Annotated in this window: 13 protein-coding genes and 2 tRNA genes; 8 read left to right on the plus strand and 7 right to left on the minus strand. The window is 67.7% G+C overall.

Annotated features, from left to right (window positions below; all coding sequences use genetic code 11):
• The first annotated feature begins 118 nt into the window (after positions 1–118).
• The 5 genes from gyrB to ITJ69_RS10030 all read left to right on the plus strand — a co-directional run bounded on the left by gyrB (position 119) and on the right by ITJ69_RS10030 (position 5,586).
• Positions 119–2,122: a DNA topoisomerase (ATP-hydrolyzing) subunit B gene (gene gyrB / locus ITJ69_RS10010; protein WP_123292937.1), complete on the plus strand. Its 2,004-nt coding sequence runs from the start codon at positions 119–121 to the stop codon at positions 2,120–2,122.
• 126 nt (positions 2,123–2,248) lie between these two features.
• On the plus strand, positions 2,249–4,906 hold the full coding sequence (gene gyrA / locus ITJ69_RS10015; RefSeq protein WP_216834274.1) for a DNA gyrase subunit A: 2,658 nt from the start codon (positions 2,249–2,251) through the stop codon (positions 4,904–4,906).
• Positions 4,899–5,306, plus strand: coding sequence for a DUF3566 domain-containing protein (locus ITJ69_RS10020; RefSeq protein WP_027466922.1), 408 nt, complete (start codon positions 4,899–4,901; stop codon positions 5,304–5,306). The genes gyrA and ITJ69_RS10020 overlap by 8 nt, the downstream gene beginning before the upstream one ends.
• 75 nt (positions 5,307–5,381) lie before the next feature.
• A tRNA-Ile gene (locus ITJ69_RS10025) sits at positions 5,382–5,458 on the plus strand.
• 55 nt (positions 5,459–5,513) lie between these two features.
• Positions 5,514–5,586 (plus strand) — tRNA-Ala (locus ITJ69_RS10030).
• Between the two features lie 383 nt (positions 5,587–5,969).
• On the opposite strand, the gene ITJ69_RS10035 is transcribed toward ITJ69_RS10030, so the two are convergent.
• Complete coding sequence (locus ITJ69_RS10035) at positions 5,970–6,545, minus strand: hypothetical protein (protein WP_123339322.1); 576 nt, start codon at positions 6,543–6,545, stop codon at positions 5,970–5,972.
• 117 nt (positions 6,546–6,662) lie between these two features.
• On the opposite strand from ITJ69_RS10035, the gene ITJ69_RS10040 reads away from it, so the two are divergent.
• Together ITJ69_RS10040 and ITJ69_RS10045 are read left to right on the plus strand one after the other, a co-directional pair.
• Positions 6,663–7,202: a peptidylprolyl isomerase gene (locus tag ITJ69_RS10040; RefSeq protein ID WP_111083688.1), complete on the plus strand. Its 540-nt coding sequence runs from the start codon at positions 6,663–6,665 to the stop codon at positions 7,200–7,202.
• Between the two features lie 7 nt (positions 7,203–7,209).
• Entirely contained in the window at positions 7,210–8,076 is an 867-nt protein-coding gene (locus ITJ69_RS10045; protein WP_194672688.1) for a rhomboid family intramembrane serine protease, read from the plus strand.
• A gap of 507 nt (positions 8,077–8,583) precedes the next feature.
• Here the strand turns inward: ITJ69_RS10045 and ITJ69_RS10050 are convergent.
• Complete coding sequence (locus ITJ69_RS10050; protein WP_194672689.1) at positions 8,584–8,838, minus strand: cell division protein CrgA; 255 nt, start codon at positions 8,836–8,838, stop codon at positions 8,584–8,586.
• Between the two features lie 81 nt (positions 8,839–8,919).
• On the opposite strand from ITJ69_RS10050, the gene ITJ69_RS10055 reads away from it, so the two are divergent.
• Positions 8,920–9,564, plus strand: a complete 645-nt coding sequence (locus tag ITJ69_RS10055) for an anthranilate synthase component II (RefSeq protein ID WP_194672690.1) — start codon at positions 8,920–8,922, stop codon at positions 9,562–9,564.
• Positions 9,565–9,778: 214 nt separating this feature from the next.
• Here the strand turns inward: ITJ69_RS10055 and pknB are convergent, their stop codons facing one another.
• From pknB to ITJ69_RS10080, 5 genes are all read right to left on the minus strand, one after another.
• Positions 9,779–11,584, minus strand: coding sequence for a Stk1 family PASTA domain-containing Ser/Thr kinase (gene pknB / locus ITJ69_RS10060; RefSeq protein ID WP_194672736.1), 1,806 nt, complete (start codon positions 11,582–11,584; stop codon positions 9,779–9,781).
• Between the two features lie 133 nt (positions 11,585–11,717).
• Positions 11,718–13,499 carry a serine/threonine-protein kinase gene (locus tag ITJ69_RS10065; protein ID WP_159572922.1) on the minus strand — a complete coding sequence of 594 codons (1,782 nt, stop codon included), beginning with the start codon at positions 13,497–13,499 and terminating at the stop codon, positions 11,718–11,720.
• Positions 13,496–14,950, minus strand: a complete 1,455-nt coding sequence (locus ITJ69_RS10070) for a peptidoglycan D,D-transpeptidase FtsI family protein (protein ID WP_194672691.1) — start codon at positions 14,948–14,950, stop codon at positions 13,496–13,498. Before ITJ69_RS10070 ends, ITJ69_RS10065 begins: the two co-directional genes overlap by 4 nt.
• A complete protein-coding gene (locus ITJ69_RS10075; RefSeq protein ID WP_194672692.1) occupies positions 14,947–16,389 on the minus strand; it encodes an FtsW/RodA/SpoVE family cell cycle protein in 1,443 nt (480 codons plus the stop codon). The genes ITJ69_RS10070 and ITJ69_RS10075 overlap by 4 nt, the downstream gene beginning before the upstream one ends.
• The gene (locus tag ITJ69_RS10080) at positions 16,386–17,744 is read right to left on the minus strand and encodes a Stp1/IreP family PP2C-type Ser/Thr phosphatase (RefSeq protein ID WP_111083696.1); all 1,359 of its coding nucleotides are present in this window, start codon (positions 17,742–17,744) and stop codon (positions 16,386–16,388) included. The genes ITJ69_RS10075 and ITJ69_RS10080 overlap by 4 nt, the downstream gene beginning before the upstream one ends.
• Positions 17,745–17,747 lie beyond the last annotated feature (3 nt).

Consider the following 17,747-nt stretch of genomic DNA (forward strand, 5'->3'; position numbering starts at 1 on the left):
CTGTGGTGCCAAAAAAGCCCGCCTGCGGGCCGGATGAGCCCTCGAAAGAGGGGGCTCTGCGGTAGACTGGGAGGTGCAGTGCGCGGGCGTTCCGCGCGCAGGCAGGAGCACGCTCGACATGGCATCAGAATCTGAAGACGACCCGCAGAACCCGCTCGACGCGGAGACCCCGCAGAGCGAACCGTCCTACGGAGCAGACCAGATTCAGGTGCTCGAGGGGCTCGAGGCGGTCCGCAAGCGTCCCGGTATGTACATCGGTTCGACGGGGCCCCGCGGTCTGCACCACCTGGTCCAGGAGATCGTCGACAACTCCGTCGACGAAGCCCTCGCCGGGTACTGCGACACCATCGACGTCACCATCCGTGAAGACGGCGGTGTCCGCGTGGTCGACAACGGCCGTGGCATCCCGGTCGGCATCCACGCGGCCGAGGGCGTCTCGACCGTCCAGGTCGTCCTGACCGTCCTGCACGCCGGCGGGAAGTTCGGCGGCGGCGCGTACGCGGTGTCCGGTGGTCTGCACGGCGTCGGTTCCTCCGTCGTGAACGCGCTGAGCTCCGAGCTCGACGTCGAGGTCCGACAGCAGGGCCACGTCTGGCGCCAGAGCTACACCGACGGCGTCCCGGTCGCACCGCTGACCAAGGACGAACCGTCCGACGAGCACGGCACCACGATCACCTTCTGGCCGAACGCCGAGATCTTCGAGACCGTCGTCTTCGACTACGAGACCCTGCGCACCCGGTTCCAGCAGATGGCCTTCCTCAACAAGGGCCTGCGGATCAACCTGCGCGACGAGCGCACCCCGGAAGAAGGGGAAGAGGCGCGGAACGACTCCTTCATGTACGAGCGTGGTCTCGCCGACTACGTCGAGTACATCAACGCGCAGAAGAAGGCCGACCTCGTCCACCCGGATGTCATCGGCTTCGAGTCCGAGGACACCGAGCGCAAGATCGCGCTCGAGGTCGCGATGCAGTGGAACACCTCGTACCAGGAGAGCGTCCACACCTTCGCGAACACGATCAACACGCACGAGGGCGGCACCCACGAAGAGGGCTTCCGCGCGGCCCTGACGTACCTGGTGAACAAGTACGCGCGCGAGACGAAGATCATCAAGGAGAAGGACGACAACCTGACGGGTGACGACATCCGTGAAGGGCTGACGGCCGTCATCTCCGTGAAGCTCGGCGAACCGCAGTTCGAGGGCCAGACGAAGACGAAGCTCGGCAACACCGAGGCGAAGGGCTTCGTGCAGCGCGTCGTCGGCGCCGAGCTCACGCACTGGTTCGAGAGCAACCCGACCCAGGCCCGTGACGTCGTCCGCAAGGCGATCCAGGCGTCGCAGGCACGGCTCGCGGCCCGCAAGGCCCGCGAGACCACGCGTCGCAAGGGGCTGCTCGAGTCGGGTGGCATGCCCGGCAAGCTGAAGGACTGCCAGTCGAAGGACCCGACCCTGTCGGAGATCTTCATGGTCGAGGGCGACTCCGCTGGCGGTTCCGCCGTGCAGGGCCGCAACCCGATGACCCAGGCGATCCTGCCCCTGCGCGGCAAGATCCTGAACGTCGAGAAGGCGCGGCTCGACCGCGCGCTCGCCAACCAGGAGATCCAGTCGATGATCACGGCGTTCGGCGCCGGCATCGGTGAGGACTTCGACCCGGACAAGGCCCGGTACCACAAGATCGTGCTGATGGCCGATGCCGACGTCGACGGCCAGCACATCACCACGCTGCTGCTGACCCTGCTGTTCCGCTACATGCGGCCGCTCATCGAGCGCGGCTACGTGTACCTCGCGCAGCCGCCGCTGTACCGCCTGAAGTGGTCGAACGCCGCACACGAGTACGTGTTCAGCGACCGGGAGCGCGACGCCCTGATGCAGTCGGGCATCGCCGCCGGCAAGCGGATCCCGAAGGACAACGGCATCCAGCGCTACAAGGGCCTCGGCGAGATGGACTACAAGGAGCTCTGGGACACCACGATGAACCCGGACACCCGCACGCTCCTGCAGGTCACGCTCGAGGACGCCGCCGCGGTGGACAGCACCTTCTCGACGCTGATGGGTGAAGACGTCGACGCACGTCGCCAGTTCATCCAGCAGAACGCCAAGGACGTCCGCTTCTTGGACATCTGAACAGTCTCGACCCAGGCCTGGAGGCGCGGTGCCAGCCGCGCGCTCTGGTCCGGACCACCTGTGGTCGCGTCCACCGCGACGAACGTCACCACGGCCTCCCGGCCGTCAGAAAGGTAACGCAAGCCAATGGCTGACGACAACGAGAACGCCCCCGACGAGCAGCCCGAGATCGTCCACGGCGACAGCGGGGACATCGTCGTCTCCGGTGACCGCATCTCGCAGGTCGACCTGCAGCTCGAGATGCAGCGTTCCTACCTCGACTACGCGATGTCGGTCATCGTCGGCCGTGCGCTGCCCGAGGTCCGTGACGGCCTGAAGCCGGTGCACCGCCGCGTGATCTACGCGATGTTCGACGGCGGCTACCGTCCGGACCGCGCGTTCTCGAAGTGCTCCCGCGTCGTCGGCGACGTCATGGGGCAGTTCCACCCGCACGGCGACTCGGCGATCTACGACGCGCTGGTCCGTCTGGTGCAGCCGTGGTCGCTGCGCTACCCGCTCGCACTCGGTCAGGGCAACTTCGGCTCGCCGGGCAACGACGGCGCAGCAGCCCCGCGGTACACCGAGACCAAGATGGCGCCGCTCGCCATGGAGATGGTCCGGGACATCGACGAGGACACCGTCGACTTCCAGGACAACTACGACGGTCGGACCCAGGAGCCCGCGATCCTGCCGGCACGGTTCCCGAACCTGCTCGTCAACGGCTCGGTCGGCATCGCGGTCGGCATGGCGACGAACATCCCGCCGCACAACCTGCGCGAGGTGGCCGAGGGCGCGAAGTGGGCCCTCGACAACCCCGAGGCGACGCGCGAAGAGCTCCTCGCCGCGCTCATGCAGCGCATCAAGGGGCCGGACTTCCCGACCGGTGCGCAGATCCTGGGCACCAAGGGCATCCAGGACGCCTACCTCACCGGTCGTGGTTCGATCACGATGCGCGCCGTCGTCAACGTCGAGGAGATCCAGGGTCGCACCTGCCTCGTCGTCACCGAGCTGCCGTACCAGGTCAACCCGGACAACCTCGCGATCAAGATCGCCGACCTGGTCAAGGACGGCAAGCTCGCCGGCGTCGCGGACATCCGCGACGAGACCTCGGGTCGCACCGGCCAGCGCCTGGTGATCGTGCTCAAGCGCGACGCCGTGGCCAAGGTCGTGCTGAACAACCTGTACAAGCACACGCAGCTGCAGGAGAACTTCGGCGCGAACATGCTCGCGATCGTCGACGGAGTCCCGCGGACCCTGCCGCTCGACGGGTTCATCTCGGCGTGGGTCGCGCACCAGGTCGACGTCATCGTCCGCCGCACCCAGTTCCGCCTGCGCGAGGCCGAGAAGCGCGCGCACATCCTGCGCGGTTACCTCGCAGCGCTCGACGCCCTCGACGAGGTCATCGCGCTCATCCGTCGGTCGCCCGACGTCGAAGAGGCCCGCTCCGGCCTGATGGACCTGCTGTCCGTCGACGAGATCCAGGCGCGCGCGATCCTCGAGCTCCAGCTCCGTCGACTGGCCGCCCTCGAGCGCCAGAAGATCCACGACGAGGCCGAAGAACTCGAGCGCAAGATCGCCGACTTCCAGGACATCCTGGCGTCGGAGACCCGGCAGCGCACGATCATCCGCGACGAGCTCGAGGAGATCGTCGACCGCTTCGGCGACGACCGCCGCACCGAGATCATGCTCGGCTACGACGGCGACATGTCGATGGAAGACCTCATCCCCGAAGAGGAGATGGTCGTCACCATCACCCGCGGTGGGTACGTCAAGCGCACGCGCAGCGACCAGTACCGCTCGCAGCACCGCGGTGGCCGTGGTGTCCGTGGCGCCCAGCTCCGCGCGGACGACATCGTCGAGCACTTCTTCGTCACGACGACGCACCACTGGCTGCTGTTCCTCACCGACCAGGGCCGGGTCTACCGCGCCAAGGCGTACGAGCTGCAGGAAGCCGGCCGCGACGCCAAGGGCCAGCACGTGGCGAACCTGCTCGCGATGCAGCCGGACGAGCAGATCCAGCAGGTGCTCGACATCCGTGACTACGAGGTCGCGCAGTACCTCGTCCTCGCGACCGAGCACGGGCTGGTGAAGAAGACCGCGCTCACCGAGTACGACACCAACCGCACCGGTGGCATCATCGCGATCAACCTGCGCGACGGGGACAAGCTCCGCCAGGCGCTGCTCGTCGACGAGCACGACGACCTGCTGCTCGTCTCACGACAGGGCATGTCGCTCCGCTTCACCGCGACGAACGACACCCTGCGGCCGATGGGTCGGTCGACCTCCGGCGTGAAGGGCATGTCCTTCCGCGACGGCGACTCGCTCCTGGCCGCACGCGTGGTGGCGGACGACGGTTTCGTCTGGGTGATGACCGAGGGCGGGTACGCCAAGCGCACCGCCGTCGACCAGTACCGCATCCAGGGACGCGGTGGTCTCGGCATCAAGGTGGCGAAGTTGGCGACCGACCGAGGCGACCTTGTGGGTGCTCTCATCGTCGGTGAGGACGACGAAGTGCTCGTCGTGCTGCAATCGGGCAAGGTGGTAAGGTCTGCCGTGGCCGAGGTCCCTGCCAAGGGTCGCGACACCATGGGTGTCGTCTTCGCCAGGTTCGCGGCGAACGACAAGATCATCGCAGTGGCCCAGAACACCGAGCGGAACCTGGTCGACCAGGACGACGCCGAGATCGAGCCAGCGGGCCCGGTGGAGACGGTCAGCCCTTCCGAAGCGGCCCCGGACTCCACTGATCCCATCGACACCGAGCCCGTCGCGGACGAGGCCGGAGAGGACCAGTCAAGCAATGAGTAGTGTCGCCGAGAAGCTCCAGAAGAAGGCGAAGCGACCCGTCGGCACCCGCCAAGTGCGGCTGCGGCTGGTCTACGTCGACTTCTGGTCGATGGTGAAGCTCAGCTTCCTCATCGCCCTGGCCGGCAGCATCGTGATCGTGGTCGCCACGGCGCTGGTGTGGGTCATCCTCAACCAGACGGGCGTGTTCACGCAGGTGGACGCCTTGTTGAAGGACGTCACCGGTCAGAACAGTTACTCGATCATGGACCAGTTCTCACTGGGCCAGGTGCTCGGGTTCTCCATCGTCGTGGGCATCCTCAACGTGGTCGTCGGCACTGTGCTCGGCGCCATCGTGAGCGTCCTCTACAACCTCAGTGTTCGCATCACCGGCGGCTTGCTCGTCGGCTTCACGAACAACTGACACACCCGGGCCGGGTGAGCCGACCGCTCGATTTCGTTCTGCGAGATCCGTGGGGTAGGCTTTCATCCGGTCTGAGGGGCTATAGCTCAGGCGGTTAGAGCGCTTCGCTGATAACGAAGAGGTCCAAGGTTCAAGTCCTTGTAGCCCCACCAGTTCTTCGGAACACACGACAATTCCATCCCGTCGCCGATCACCTCGGTGGCACCCGGGGCCTTAGCTCAGTTGGTAGAGCGCCTGCTTTGCAAGCAGGATGTCGGGAGTTCGATTCTCCCAGGCTCCACTCCACTCCGGGATGACCCTGCTGCGGTCGTTCCTCCCTCCGCCGGATCGTTTCGCCGTGCTGGTCTCGTGCCTTCGGCACGGGCCGCTCCGCGATGGCCGTCTCCGTGCGACATCGTGCGTTCGTCGTCGTCGTCGTCGTGCTTGCTCGGTCCGGGCGGGTGTCGGTGCCCCGAGGTTCCGAGATCTCGGCATCTCGGGCGCTCCAGGGGACGGCCGTGGAACCTCGGCGGCTGGCGTGCGGCATGTCGTGGAACCTCGGCCTCGGCCTCGGCCTCGGCGTCAGCCGGCCAGCCAGTCAGTGGGCGCCTGGTCGCAGCCAGCACCCGGGAACGACGAAGGGCCCCGGCGGAGTGCCGGGGCCCTTCGTACGAACCGTGGAGGTCAGGCGGCAGGCTTCTCCGCCGTGTCAGCGTCGTCGGCAACCCACAGGTCGTCGTCGGCGCGGAGCGTCTGGTATGCGGCGTACGCAGCACCAGCAACGGCGACGACGCCGACGATGATGAGTGCGACACCACCGAAGCCGATGCCCTTCTTCTGCTGCGACGGCACGTACTTCGCAGCAGCCTTCTTGGCCTTCTTGCCCTTCTTCTGGGCGTTCTTCACGATCTTCTTGACCCGGGGGTCCTTCGCGAGGTCGGTGACGCTCAGCACGGAGCCGGCGGTCGACACCAGCCCGGGGATGACCTCGGACTGGAACTTGTGCGAAGCGCTGTGTGCTGCGGACGTCGCAGCGTGCACCCCCGTTGCGACCGCGGGACGGATCCCGTTGTCGATCGCGTTCTGCACACGGGGAGCGATGTCCTTGCGGGCTGCGTCGGCTGCGTTCGACCGGGCTTCCGCCAGGATCGCGTTCGCGTGCTCGAGGACCTTGCGCTGCTCTCCGAGGAGCGAGGCGGTCTGGCCCTTGAGCTTCTTGATCTGCTTCCGACGCTTGCGCGGGATCTCGATCGTCGTCATCTGGTACCTCCATCGGATCGGCGTGACACCCATCCTGCCACCAGAGTCCCTGACAGGTCACGGAGCCTCACCTGTGGGTACGGTCCGTACGCAGCCGCTACATGCGAGAATCGGAACATGTCTCTGCACACCGCTGTCGCAACGATCCACACCAACAAGGGCGACATCCGCGTCAACCTGTTCGGCAACCACGCACCGAAGACCGTCAAGAACTTCGTCGACCTCGCCACGGGCAAGCAGGAGTGGACCCACCCGGGTACGGGCAAGGTCTCCACCGACAAGCTCTACGACGGCGTCGTCTTCCACCGCATCATCAAGGACTTCATGATCCAGGGCGGTGACCCGCTCGGCCAGGGCATCGGTGGCCCGGGCTACCGCTTCGACGACGAGATCTCCCCCGAGCTCACGTTCCAAAACCCCTACATCTTCGCCATGGCCAACGCCGGCATCCAGGGTGGCCGTGGCACCAACGGCTCGCAGTTCTTCATCACCACGGTGGCGACGCCGTGGCTGCAGGGCAAGCACACCATCTTCGGTGAGGTCGCCGACGACGAGTCGCGTGCCGTGGTCGACGCCATCGAGGGTGTCCCCACCGACGGCCGTGACAAGCCCGTCGAGGACGTGGTCATCCAGAGCATCGACGTCGAAGGCGTCTGATCCTCACGTGACCGACCAGGCGTACAACCCGAACAACACCTGCTACCGGCATCCGGACCGGCAGAGCTTCGTGCTCTGCCAGCGCTGTGGGCGGACGATCTGCCCGGAGTGCCAGACGCCGGCGGCAGTCGGGGTGCACTGCCCGGAGTGCGTGCGTGAACAGCGCGCGCAGTTCGCCGCGAACCGCCGTGCGTCCGGAGGCCCCAGCGGGCTGACGGTCGCGCGGCGGCGTTTCGCGATGCTCGACCAGAAGGCGACGGTCGTCATCGTGGCGATCTCGGTCATCGTCTGGCTGCTCGACCAGGTCAGTGGCCGAGCGCTCACGAGCCTGTTCGCCTACTACACGCCCTTGATCGGCACGCAGCCGTGGCGCTTGGTCACCGGCCTGTTCGTGCACTCGTCCTTCTTCCACATCTTGTTCAACATGTGGGCGCTGTGGATCTTCGGCCGGATGCTCGAGAACATCCTCGGTGCATGGCGGTTCCTGGCGCTGTACTTCCTGGCGGGGCTGGGTGGAGACCTGGCAGTGTCGTGGTTGACTCCCGGAACCCCGGTGGTCGGGGCCTCCGGAGCGATCTTCGGGCTGTTCGCCGCATTCTTCATCATCCAGCGCAGCCTCGGCTACAACGCCGTGCAACTGCTCGTGATCATGGGCCTGAACCTCGTCGTCGGGTTCCTGCCGGGGACAAACATCTCGTGGCAGGCGCACGTCGGCGGGATCGTGATCGGCTTCGTCACCGGGTTCCTCTTTTCGAAGACGCGGAACGTCCGTAGGCGGGGCCTGCAGATCGGGCTGTTGGTTGCCGAAGCCGCCGTGATCGTCGGAGCGATCTACGGGGCGTACTCGGCGATTCAGCTCGGCATCGGTATCTGATCTCACCAGATTGTCCTCGAACGCCCCGTCGCTTCCGCGGCGGGGCGTTCGTCGTTCCCGGACATCCCTGCCCCCGGTCCGTCGCGTGGCCGCTCTCCCGCAGAAGCGACAGTGTGCCGCCAACCTTTCGCCGACACCTGACGCTGTCGCAGACGAGACGGCGCAGCCAGCCGCACGTTTGTCGCTTCCGCGACCAAACGGCGGACGGGAGCACGGTGCCAGGCCGCCACGGGCCTCCAGTCCGCCGTCCACAAGGCGTCTGCCGAGTTATCCACAGGTGTGGAGAAAGCGGTGAGTTACACGCGTGTGATTATCCCCATTGTGGACTCACCTGTGGATAACTCCGGGGTCCGGGTGTGGATGACGATGTGGAGAGTGTGGAGAAGTGTGGAGAACCGCCGGGATCCTCGATGATCTGCGTACCAGCGGCCGAAAGCCCTGTGGAGAACGACAACGCCCGCCGCACCAACTGGTGCGACGGGCGTCAGAGTGTCTCGAGGCTGTGGATCAGCGCCAGCGAGTGGTCATGAGGAATCCGATGAACATGATGCCGAAGCCGACGAGGATGTTCCACGAGCCGAGGCTCGGCACCGGCAGGGTCGCGTTCGAGATGTAAAAGACGATCACCCAGACGAGGCCGATGATCATGAAGCCGAACATGACCGGCTTGAACCACACCGGGTTCGGGGCGTCCCCCGCGGCGTCGACCGAGTCGGCTCGGGTCCTCCGGGCGGGCTTGGTGCGGTCCTTGTCACTGGCCATGGCCGGTATCCTACCGTGACCACGTGTGTGGATCGGCCCGCAGGCCGCTGCACACATCCCCCACGAGTACGGTGAACCGCCATGACCAGGATCCTCGTCGTCGACAACTACGACAGCTTCGTCTACACGCTGAACGGGTACGTCCAGCAGCTCGGGGCCGAGACGGACGTGGCGCGCAACGATGCCTTCCCCGAGTCGGAGATCGCAGACCGCATCGCCGACTACGACGGTGTGCTGCTGTCACCCGGCCCGGGGACCCCGGCCGACGCCGGCGTCTCGATCCCGACGGTGCACGCGGCGATCGCGTCCGGCACGCCCCTGCTCGGGGTCTGCCTCGGCCACCAGGCCATCGCAGAAGCCCTCGGGGCCACGGTCACGCACGCCGACGAGCTCATGCACGGGAAGACCTCGCAGGTCGACCACGACGACAGCACGCTCTTCGCCGGAGTCCCGCACCCCTTCACGGCGACGCGGTACCACTCCCTCGCGATCGTCGACGGCACGGTCCCCGACGAACTGACCGTGACGGCCCGGACCGGCGGTGGCGTCATCATGGGCGTCCAGCACCGCGACCACCCGCTCTACGGCGTGCAGTTCCACCCCGAGTCGGTCCTGACCGAGGGCGGCTACCGCATGGTCGGCAACTGGCTCGAGACCACCGGCCTGTCCGGTGCCGCTGAGCGCGCCGAAGGGCTCGGCCCGCTCATCGCGACCCACCGCGCCTGACGCGCCAGGAGGGCGCGCTCGACGGCGTCGTGCGTCGACGCGCCTGGAGCAGTGGACGCGACGACCCGACGGGCGCACGGACGCGTGGCGGGGAGGCGCCGGGCCTCCTGGCCGTCAGCGTGCCGACGGGAGGCCCGTCACCGGTCCGTCACGCTGCGCGCGTACGCGCGTGGTCGGGTCGACGGCCCCGATGGCGCCGTCCCTGATCGGTTGGTCAGCGACCGTCGCCGTTGTCGCCGCCGTTGTCCCCGTTGTCGCCGTTGTCGCCCTTGTCGTTCCCGTCGTCGGACGGGGCCTTGGTCGGCTGGCTCGACGCGGCGCAGTAGGTCAGGGCGACCGCGCTTCCCTGGGCGACGTCGCCCTGGGGGGTGTCCTGCTGCGTGACGAGGCCACCCGTGCACGAGTACGACGGTGACGGTGTCACGGTCAGGCCGAGCTGCTCGAGCGACGCCTTGGCATCGGCGAACTGCTGGTTCGTGACGTTCGGCAGCTGCACCTTGCCGTTGGAGACCGTCAGGTTGATCACGATGCCCTTGGTGTGGAGCGAACCGGACTCGGGGTCGGAACTCATCACGGTGCCCTCTGGCAGGTCGGACGAGTAGTCGGAACTGATCGCGCCGACGCGGAAGCCGGCGTCTTCCAGCGTCTGCTGTGCGGCTGCCTGGGACTGCCCGTTCAACTCGGGGACCGGGAGCCGCTGGGGGCCGAGCGAGACGACCACGTCGACGTTGGACTTCCGCCCCACGTTGATCCCGGAGCCCGGGTCGGTGCGGATGACCATGCCCTTGTCGACGTCGTCGGAGTTCTCCTCGACCTTGACCGGTGTGAGGTCCTTCTTCTCGAGGGCGCTGACCGCGGCACTGTAGGTCGACCCGGTCACGTTCGGCACGCTCACGGACGACGAGACCGGCGGCTTTCCCGGCTGCAGGTTGGCGACGAAGAACACGACGCCGACGATGACCGCCACCGTCAGCAGGATGCCGACCCAGATCCACGCCACCGGTGGACGGTTCTGGGTGCGTTGCGGGCGGTGCTCGGCGGTGTCGTCGTCGAGCTCGCGGAAGGCCGCGGCCGGGTTCGAGGTGGTGCGCGGGTCGACCCCGAACAGTACCGTCGACGCGTCGTTCGCCGCGTTCTGCTGGATCTTCTTGGTGGACGCCGGAACCCGACCCGAAGCGGCCTGCTGCAGGTCCGAGCGGAACTCGGCGGCGTTCTGGAACCGGCGCGTGCGGTCCTTGACCAGGGCGTGCAGGGTCACGGCGTCGAGTGCCGGAGAGACCTCGGGCGTGATCGAGGACGGAGCGACGGGCTGTTCGCTGACGTGCTGGTAGGCCACTGCCACCGGCGTGTCGCCGAGGAAGGGCGCACGGCCGGTGAGGAGCTCGAACAGCACGACACCGGTGGAGTAGATGTCCGTGCGGGCGTCGACGGTCTCGCCGCGGGCCTGCTCCGGCGAGAAGTAGGACGCGGTGCCGAGGATCGACGTGGTCTGCGCGACGGTGGCCGAGGTGTCGGTGATGGCTCGGGCGATGCCGAAGTCCATGACCTTGACCTGGCCGTTGTGCGTGACCATGACGTTGGCGGGCTTGATGTCGCGGTGCACGACGCCGGCGCGGTGGGAGTACTCGAGCGCAGTCAGGATGCCCTCGGTGATGCGGACGGCCTCGGCCGGAGCGACGGCGCCCTCGGCGATGATGTCGGAGAGCGGACGGCCCTCGACGTACTCCATCACGATGAAGGGGACCTGCACCTCGGCGCCCGAGGTCTCGGTCACGGTCTCTTCACCGGCGTCGTACACCCGGACGACCGTCGGGTGGGCCATGCGTGCAGCTGCCTGGGCTTCCTGCCGGAACCGGGTGCGGAACGCCGGGTCGTTGGCCAGGCTCGGCTTCAGGAGCTTCACCGCGACCTTGCGACCGAGACGGGTGTCGTTGCCGAGGTGCACGGTTGCCATGCCGCCTCGGCCGATGACATCACCGATCTCGTAACGGTTGGCGAGGAGGGTGATCCCCGCGGTCACACCTTCTGGCACGTACTCCTCCGTCTGTCCGTCCGGGCTAGTGTACGGCAGCACCACCTGGTGAGACGCTGGTCGGCGAGGGGTCGACCGAACCGTTACCGAACGGTGTCGACAGTCCCCGTCCGGGGGTCGTTCAGTTGCCGTCCATCGGGGTCTCGGTGGGGTTGGTCCCGTCGGTGGGGTCCGTGGTGTCGCCCGGATCCGTCTCGTCCGCCGTCCAGGTCGCCGTCGCAGCGTCCGAGCCGGGCGACTTCGGCAGGGTGTTGCCGTTGGAGCCGCACGTGACCGAGTACACGAAGGTGACGGGGGTGTCCACGGCGTCTGCCTGGATGGTCACCGCCGTCGACGAGATCGTGCCCGAGGTCGCACCGGACGCGTCCTTGCCGTTCTTCGCGACCCAGGTGTACGTCGAGACCGTGTACCCGACGGGGCACTCGGACGCCTGCCAACTGAACAGGACCGAGCCGTCGGACGACACGGTGCCGGCCTTCGCTGCGGCGGGCTTCGCCACGGACGGCGGCGTCGTGTACTGCCGGATGGTCACCAGCGAGCCCTGCAGGACGCTGCCCGTCGGCGTGATCGACTGCACCGTGTTGGCCTGGTCGGCGTTCGGTGCAGCGTCGCCGTCCTCGACCGCCGTCTGGAAGCCGAGGCTCTGGAGCTGGGACTCGGCTTCGGCGGTGGACATGCCGACGTACTCGTCGTTGCTCAGCGTGACGCGGGTCTCGGTGGGCGAGGGCGTCGGAGTCGGGGTCGGCGTCTGCGAGGGGCGCGGGCTCTTCGAGACGGACCTGGACGGCGACGGACTCGGATCGGCGGAACCGTTCAGCGCGAACGCGCCGATGACGGCGGCGATCGCGAGCACCACGACGACACCCACGACCCACCAGATCCAGGCGCGCTTCTTCTTCGGCTCCTCGGCCTCGTCGTTCGACGGGGACACCGGTGCGCCGGGTCCGCCGGCGCCCGCGGCTGCCGCGCCCGACTGGGTGCCGAGCAGTGCCGTGGCGGCGTCGTTGCCCTGACCCTGCGGCGGGTTGAACGCGACGGTGCCACCCTGCGCGATGGCGGGGACGGCGACGGTGGCCGCTGCGACGTCACCACGACGGAGCGCCTGTGCGGCGCGCGCGAGGTTGGCGGCGGTGGCGGGACGATCGGCGGGCTTCTTCGCGATGCACGAGATCACGAGGGCTGCGACGGGTTCGGGGATGTCCCCGGGCAACGCCGGCGGCTGCTCGTTGATGTGCGCCATCGCGATCGCGACCTGCGACTCACCCGTGAAGGGACGACGACCCGCGAGGGCCTCGTACGCGACGATGCCGAGGGAGTAGATGTCGGTCGACGGCGACGCCGGGTGCCCGCTCGCCTGCTCGGGCGAGAGGTACTGCACGGTGCCCATGACCTGGCCGGTCGCGGTGAGCGGGACCTGGTCGGCGATGCGCGCGATGCCGAAGTCGGTGATCTTGACGCGGCCGTCCGGCGTGATGAGCAGGTTGCCGGGCTTGATGTCGCGGTGCACCAGACCGACCGCGTGTGCGGCCTGCAGGGCGTTCGCGGTCTGCGCGACGATGTCCAGGACCTTGTCGACGGGCAGCGTGTGCTCGCGCTCGATCATGGTCGACAGCGCTTCGCCGGGGACGAGCTCCATCACGAGGTAGGCGCTGCCGTCCTCTTCGCCGTAGTCGAAGACGTTGGCGATGCCCTCGTGGTTGACGAGCGCAGCGTGGCGGGCCTCGGCGCGGAAGCGCTCGAGGAACCCGGGGTCGCCGAGGTACTCGTCCTTGAGGATCTTGAGTGCGACGGTTCGGCCGATGACGAGGTCGGTGGCCTGCCACACCTCTCCCATGCCGCCGATGGCGACCCGGGACGAGAGCTGGTACCGCCCACCGAAGGTGAGTCCGCTGGTGGGTCTCATTTGTTCAGCACCGCCTCCATGACTTTCTTCGCGACCGGGGCCGCGACTGTGTTGCCGACTCCCGACTGGCCGAGCCCGCCGCCGTCTCCGACGACGACCGCCACGGCGACCTCCGGGTCCTTCGCGGGCGCGAACCCGGTGAACCAGAGGGTGTAGGGATCGCCTGTTCCGCCCTCGGCCGTGCCCGTCTTCCCTGCGACGTCGACACCGTCGATCTTGGCATTCGTTCCGGTCCCGGCGTTCACGACGCTCTGCATGGCCTCGGTGAGGTCAGCGGACTCGGAGGAGGACAGCGGATCACTGTACTGCCTCGGGGAGAAGGACTCGACCGTCTTCAGGTCGCTCGTGGTGATCGAGTCGACGAGCGAGGGCTGCATGACCTTGCCGCCGTTCGCGATGCCGGCCGACACCATGGCCATCTGCAGCGGGGACACCCGGACGCTCGCCTGGCCGAACGCGCTGAGCATGAGCTGCGCGGTGGAGTCGACCTCGGGGTACTGGCTGGCGGTCGCGGACATCGGGACCTCGATGGCGTCACCGAAGCCGTACTTGTCGGCCATGCTCTTGATCGCGTCGTACCCGAGCTTCTGTCCGAGCTCGGCGAACGGGATGTTGCACGAGTACTGGATGGCCGTGCGGAGCTTGACCTTGTCGCCGCCCCCGCACGTGCCGCCCTCGGCGTTGTTGATGTACGAGCTCGTGCCGGGGAGCTGCAGGCGCGACGGGTTCGGGAACGTCGAGTCGAGGTTGTACTTGCCGCCCTCGAGCGCCGCCGATGCCACGACGAGCTTGAAGACGGATCCGGGCGTGTACAGGTCGCCGCCGATGGCGCGGTTCTGCAGCGGGGACGACGAGGCGCCGAGCAGGGCGTCGTACTGCTCCTTGACCTTCGCGGTGTCGTGCGAGGTGAGGGTGTTCGGGTCGTAGCTCGGCTTCGAGACCATCGCGAGGATCTTGCCGGTCTTCGGCTGGATGGCCACGACGGCGCCGCTGTTCGTGCCGAGGGCGTCGTACGCGGCCTGCTGCACGGCGGGGTCGATCGTCAGGTTGACGTTGTCGCCCTGGACGTCCTGGCCGGTGAGGATCGAGTTGAGGTTCTGGAAGAACGAGGCGTCGGAGTTGCCGGAGAGCACGGTGTTCTCCGCGCTCTCGATGCCGGTGTTGCCCTGGCCGATGGTGAAGTACCCGGTGACCGCCGAGTACAGGTCGCCGTTCGTGTACTTGCGCTGGTACTCGTACTGGTCGTCCACGGGGGTCGACTCGGCGATCGGGCTGCCCCCGACGAGGATCGCACCGCGCTTGGTCGAGTAACTGTCCAAGATGGTGCGTGAGTTGCGGGAATCGGCGCGGAGGGAGTCCGCCGAGAAGAACTGGATGGACGTCGTCGACACGAAGAGTGCGACGAACATGAGCACGATGACGGTCGAGACACCGCGGAGCTGTCGGTTCATCGACGACGCTCCTTCCTGGTCGCGCGCGCGGACCGCCCGCTCGCGGCGGGGATCGCGCCCTGCTGGACGCGTTGTTCGGCTGGGATGGAATCGGTGAGTCGCAGCAGCATCGCGGCGATGATCCAGTTGGCGATGAGCGAGGAACCACCCGCGGCCATGAACGGTGTGGTCAGGCCGGTCACCGGGATCACGCGGGTGATGCCCCCGACGACGACGAACACCTGCAGGGCGATCACGAAGCCGAAGCCGACGCCGAGCAGCTTGCCGAAGTCGTCCTGTGCCATGAACCCGACACGGATGCCGCGCGAGGCGAGCACGATGAAGAGCGCCAGGATCGCGAAGACGCCGATCAGGCCGAGCTCTTCACCGAGCGAGGCGATGATGTAGTCCGCGTTGGCGACCGGCGTGATGTACGGGCGCCCCTGGCCGAGGCCGGTGCCCGTGATGCCGCCGTTCGCGAAGCCGAACAGTCCCTGCACGAGCTGGTAGCTGGCCTGGGTGTCGCGGCTGAAGACCTCTTGGTTGAACGGGTCGAGCCACTGCTCGAAGCGGCCGTGCACGTACTCGAGGACGCTCTGCGCGACGAGGGCGCCGCCGACGAACAGCACGAGGCCGATGGCCACCCAGCTGATGCGCGCGGTCGCGACGTAGATCATCACGAGGAACAGGCCGAAGTACAGCAGCGCCGTGCCGAGGTCGCGCTGGAAGACGAGGACGGCCATCGCGGCGCCCCACATCACCAGGATCGGGCCGAGGTCGCGGGCACGCGGGAACGTCATGCCGAGGAATCTCTTGCCGACGATCGACAGCGAGTCGCGCGCGGTGACGAGGTACCCGGCGAAGAAGAGCGCCATGGTGATCTTCGCGAGTTCGCCCGGCTGGAACGAGAACGGTCCGACGCGAATCCAGACCCGTGCTCCGCCGGGTGCGTAGCCGATGCCGGGGAGCATCGGCAGCAGCAGCAGCGCGATCGTCAGGAACATGAAGATGTAGCGGTAGCGCTGCAGGAACCGGTGGTTCCGGACGACCAGCAGCGTGATGATCGCCAGGACCATCGCGAGCATCGTCCAGACGATCTGCTTCACACCGATGGCGTCCCAGCCGGTCAGGCCGTTGTGGACGTCGATGCGGTAGATCTCCGCGATGCCGATGCCGTTCAGCACGAGGGCGATCGGTAGGATGAACGGGTCGGCGTTCTTGGCGACGACCCGCAGCACGACGTGCATCACGAGCCCGAGCCCGAGGATGCCCCCGCCGACCCACAGCACCGAGGTGTCGAACAGTCGCCCCTTGGTGCCGAGCTGCACGAGCACCATCGCGCCGGCGCAGATGCCGCAGGCGATGACGAGCAGCACGAGCTCGAGGTTCCGAGCACGGGCGGGTTCACGGAGCTTGATCGTGATCGCCTGCGTGAACGACTGGGCGGTGGCGCTGCTCATCGCGAGCCCCGGGTCGGGGACGGGGAGGGCGTCGACGACCGGGTCGGTGACGGCGAGGGTGACGAGGTGGATCCGCCGTCACCGCCGGTACCGGCTTGGTCCTGCCCGGTCTCGGCGGCCTTGCGCAGTCGGTCGACGATGTCCCGCGCGTCGTCGAGCGACTGCGCGTTGATCGTCGAGCGGACGTTCTCGCGGGTGTAGTCCGGCAGCATCGACACGGTGATGTCGGTGTCCTCGTAGACGTCCGACAGCGCCAGTGGTCCGATCGACTGCTGGACGCCCTTGTAGATCGCGACGGTGCCGCGGTCGGTGCCGACGTAGTAGTGGTCCTGGGTGATCCGCCAGCCGAGGAACACGGCCCCGACCAGGGCAGCGACCGCCACCACGAGCGCGACCGTCCACGAGACTCGACGTCGGATGCGGCGTCGGCGGTCCTCGGCGATGAGCTCCGCGAAGAACTGGTCGGACTCGGGCTCGAAGTGCGAGTCCTCGGGGGCGGTGGTGACCTTGAGCGGGTGCAGCAGGATCGTGGGGAGGCGGATCGGCTTGCGACCGGTCGAGGCCTCGAAGGTCAGGGGAGCAGCCGCGGACCCGACGGTGGTGGCCGCGTCGTCGTCGTCGTCGACCTCGTCCGCGGTGACGTCCATGACGACGACGGTGACGTTGTCGGGGGCGCCGTGGTCGAGGGTCTCCTTGACCAGGCGCTGCGTGACCTGGTTGGCGTCCATGTTCGACGCCAGGGCGTGCCGGATGCGCTCTTCGGCCAGGTACGACGACAGGCCGTCGGAGCACAGCAGCCAGCGGTCGCCCGGTTGGATGTCCATGATCGCGGTGTCGACCTCGGGTGCGGCATCCACGTCGCCGAGCACCCGCATGAGCACCGAGCGACGGGGGTGGACCGCGGCTTCCTCCGGGGTGATCCGGCCGCTGTCGACCAGGCGCTGCACGAAGGTGTGGTCCGACGTGATCTGCTGCAGCTCACCGTCACGGTGGCGGTAGATGCGCGAGTCACCGATGTGCGCGATCGCGATCTGTTCGCCGACCCGGATCATCGCGGACACCGTGGTGCCCATGCCGGTCAGTTCCTGGTGCTCGAAGACCGTCTCGGTGATGAGCTGGTTCGCCGCGATCAGGGCCGACTGCAAGGCGAACTCGGCGTCGTGGGCCGAGGGGAACTCGCGGTCCACCTCCCTGATGCGCCGGATCGCGATCGCCGAGGCGACGTCGCCGCCGGCGTGCCCACCCATGCCGTCCGCGACCGCGAACAGGTGCGCCCCGGCGTAGCCGGAGTCCTGGTTGTTCGCGCGGATGCGGCCCACGTGGGACACAGCGGCGCTCAACGTGCGAGCGGTCATGCC

It is taken from the genome of Curtobacterium sp. VKM Ac-2887 (genome assembly GCF_015350935.1).
Taxonomy (GTDB): Bacteria; Actinomycetota; Actinomycetes; order Actinomycetales; family Microbacteriaceae; genus Curtobacterium.

What these genes read in the sequence shown, in the direction of transcription:
- gyrB (WP_123292937.1), top strand. Translation starts at nt 119, where the DNA reads ATGGCATCAGAATCTGAAGACGACCCGCAGAACCCGCTCGACGCGGAG.
- gyrA (WP_216834274.1), top strand. Translation starts at nt 2,249, where the DNA reads ATGGCTGACGACAACGAGAACGCCCCCGACGAGCAGCCCGAGATCGTC.
- ITJ69_RS10020 (WP_027466922.1), top strand. Translation starts at nt 4,899, where the DNA reads ATGAGTAGTGTCGCCGAGAAGCTCCAGAAGAAGGCGAAGCGACCCGTC.
- ITJ69_RS10035 (WP_123339322.1), bottom strand. Translation starts at nt 6,545, where the DNA reads ATGACGACGATCGAGATCCCGCGCAAGCGTCGGAAGCAGATCAAGAAG.
- ITJ69_RS10040 (WP_111083688.1), top strand. Translation starts at nt 6,663, where the DNA reads ATGTCTCTGCACACCGCTGTCGCAACGATCCACACCAACAAGGGCGAC.
- ITJ69_RS10050 (WP_194672689.1), bottom strand. Translation starts at nt 8,838, where the DNA reads ATGGCCAGTGACAAGGACCGCACCAAGCCCGCCCGGAGGACCCGAGCC.
- ITJ69_RS10055 (WP_194672690.1), top strand. Translation starts at nt 8,920, where the DNA reads ATGACCAGGATCCTCGTCGTCGACAACTACGACAGCTTCGTCTACACG.
- ITJ69_RS10065 (WP_159572922.1), bottom strand. Translation starts at nt 13,499, where the DNA reads ATGAGACCCACCAGCGGACTCACCTTCGGTGGGCGGTACCAGCTCTCG.
- ITJ69_RS10070 (WP_194672691.1), bottom strand. Translation starts at nt 14,950, where the DNA reads ATGAACCGACAGCTCCGCGGTGTCTCGACCGTCATCGTGCTCATGTTC.
- ITJ69_RS10075 (WP_194672692.1), bottom strand. Translation starts at nt 16,389, where the DNA reads ATGAGCAGCGCCACCGCCCAGTCGTTCACGCAGGCGATCACGATCAAG.
- ITJ69_RS10080 (WP_111083696.1), bottom strand. Translation starts at nt 17,744, where the DNA reads ATGACCGCTCGCACGTTGAGCGCCGCTGTGTCCCACGTGGGCCGCATC.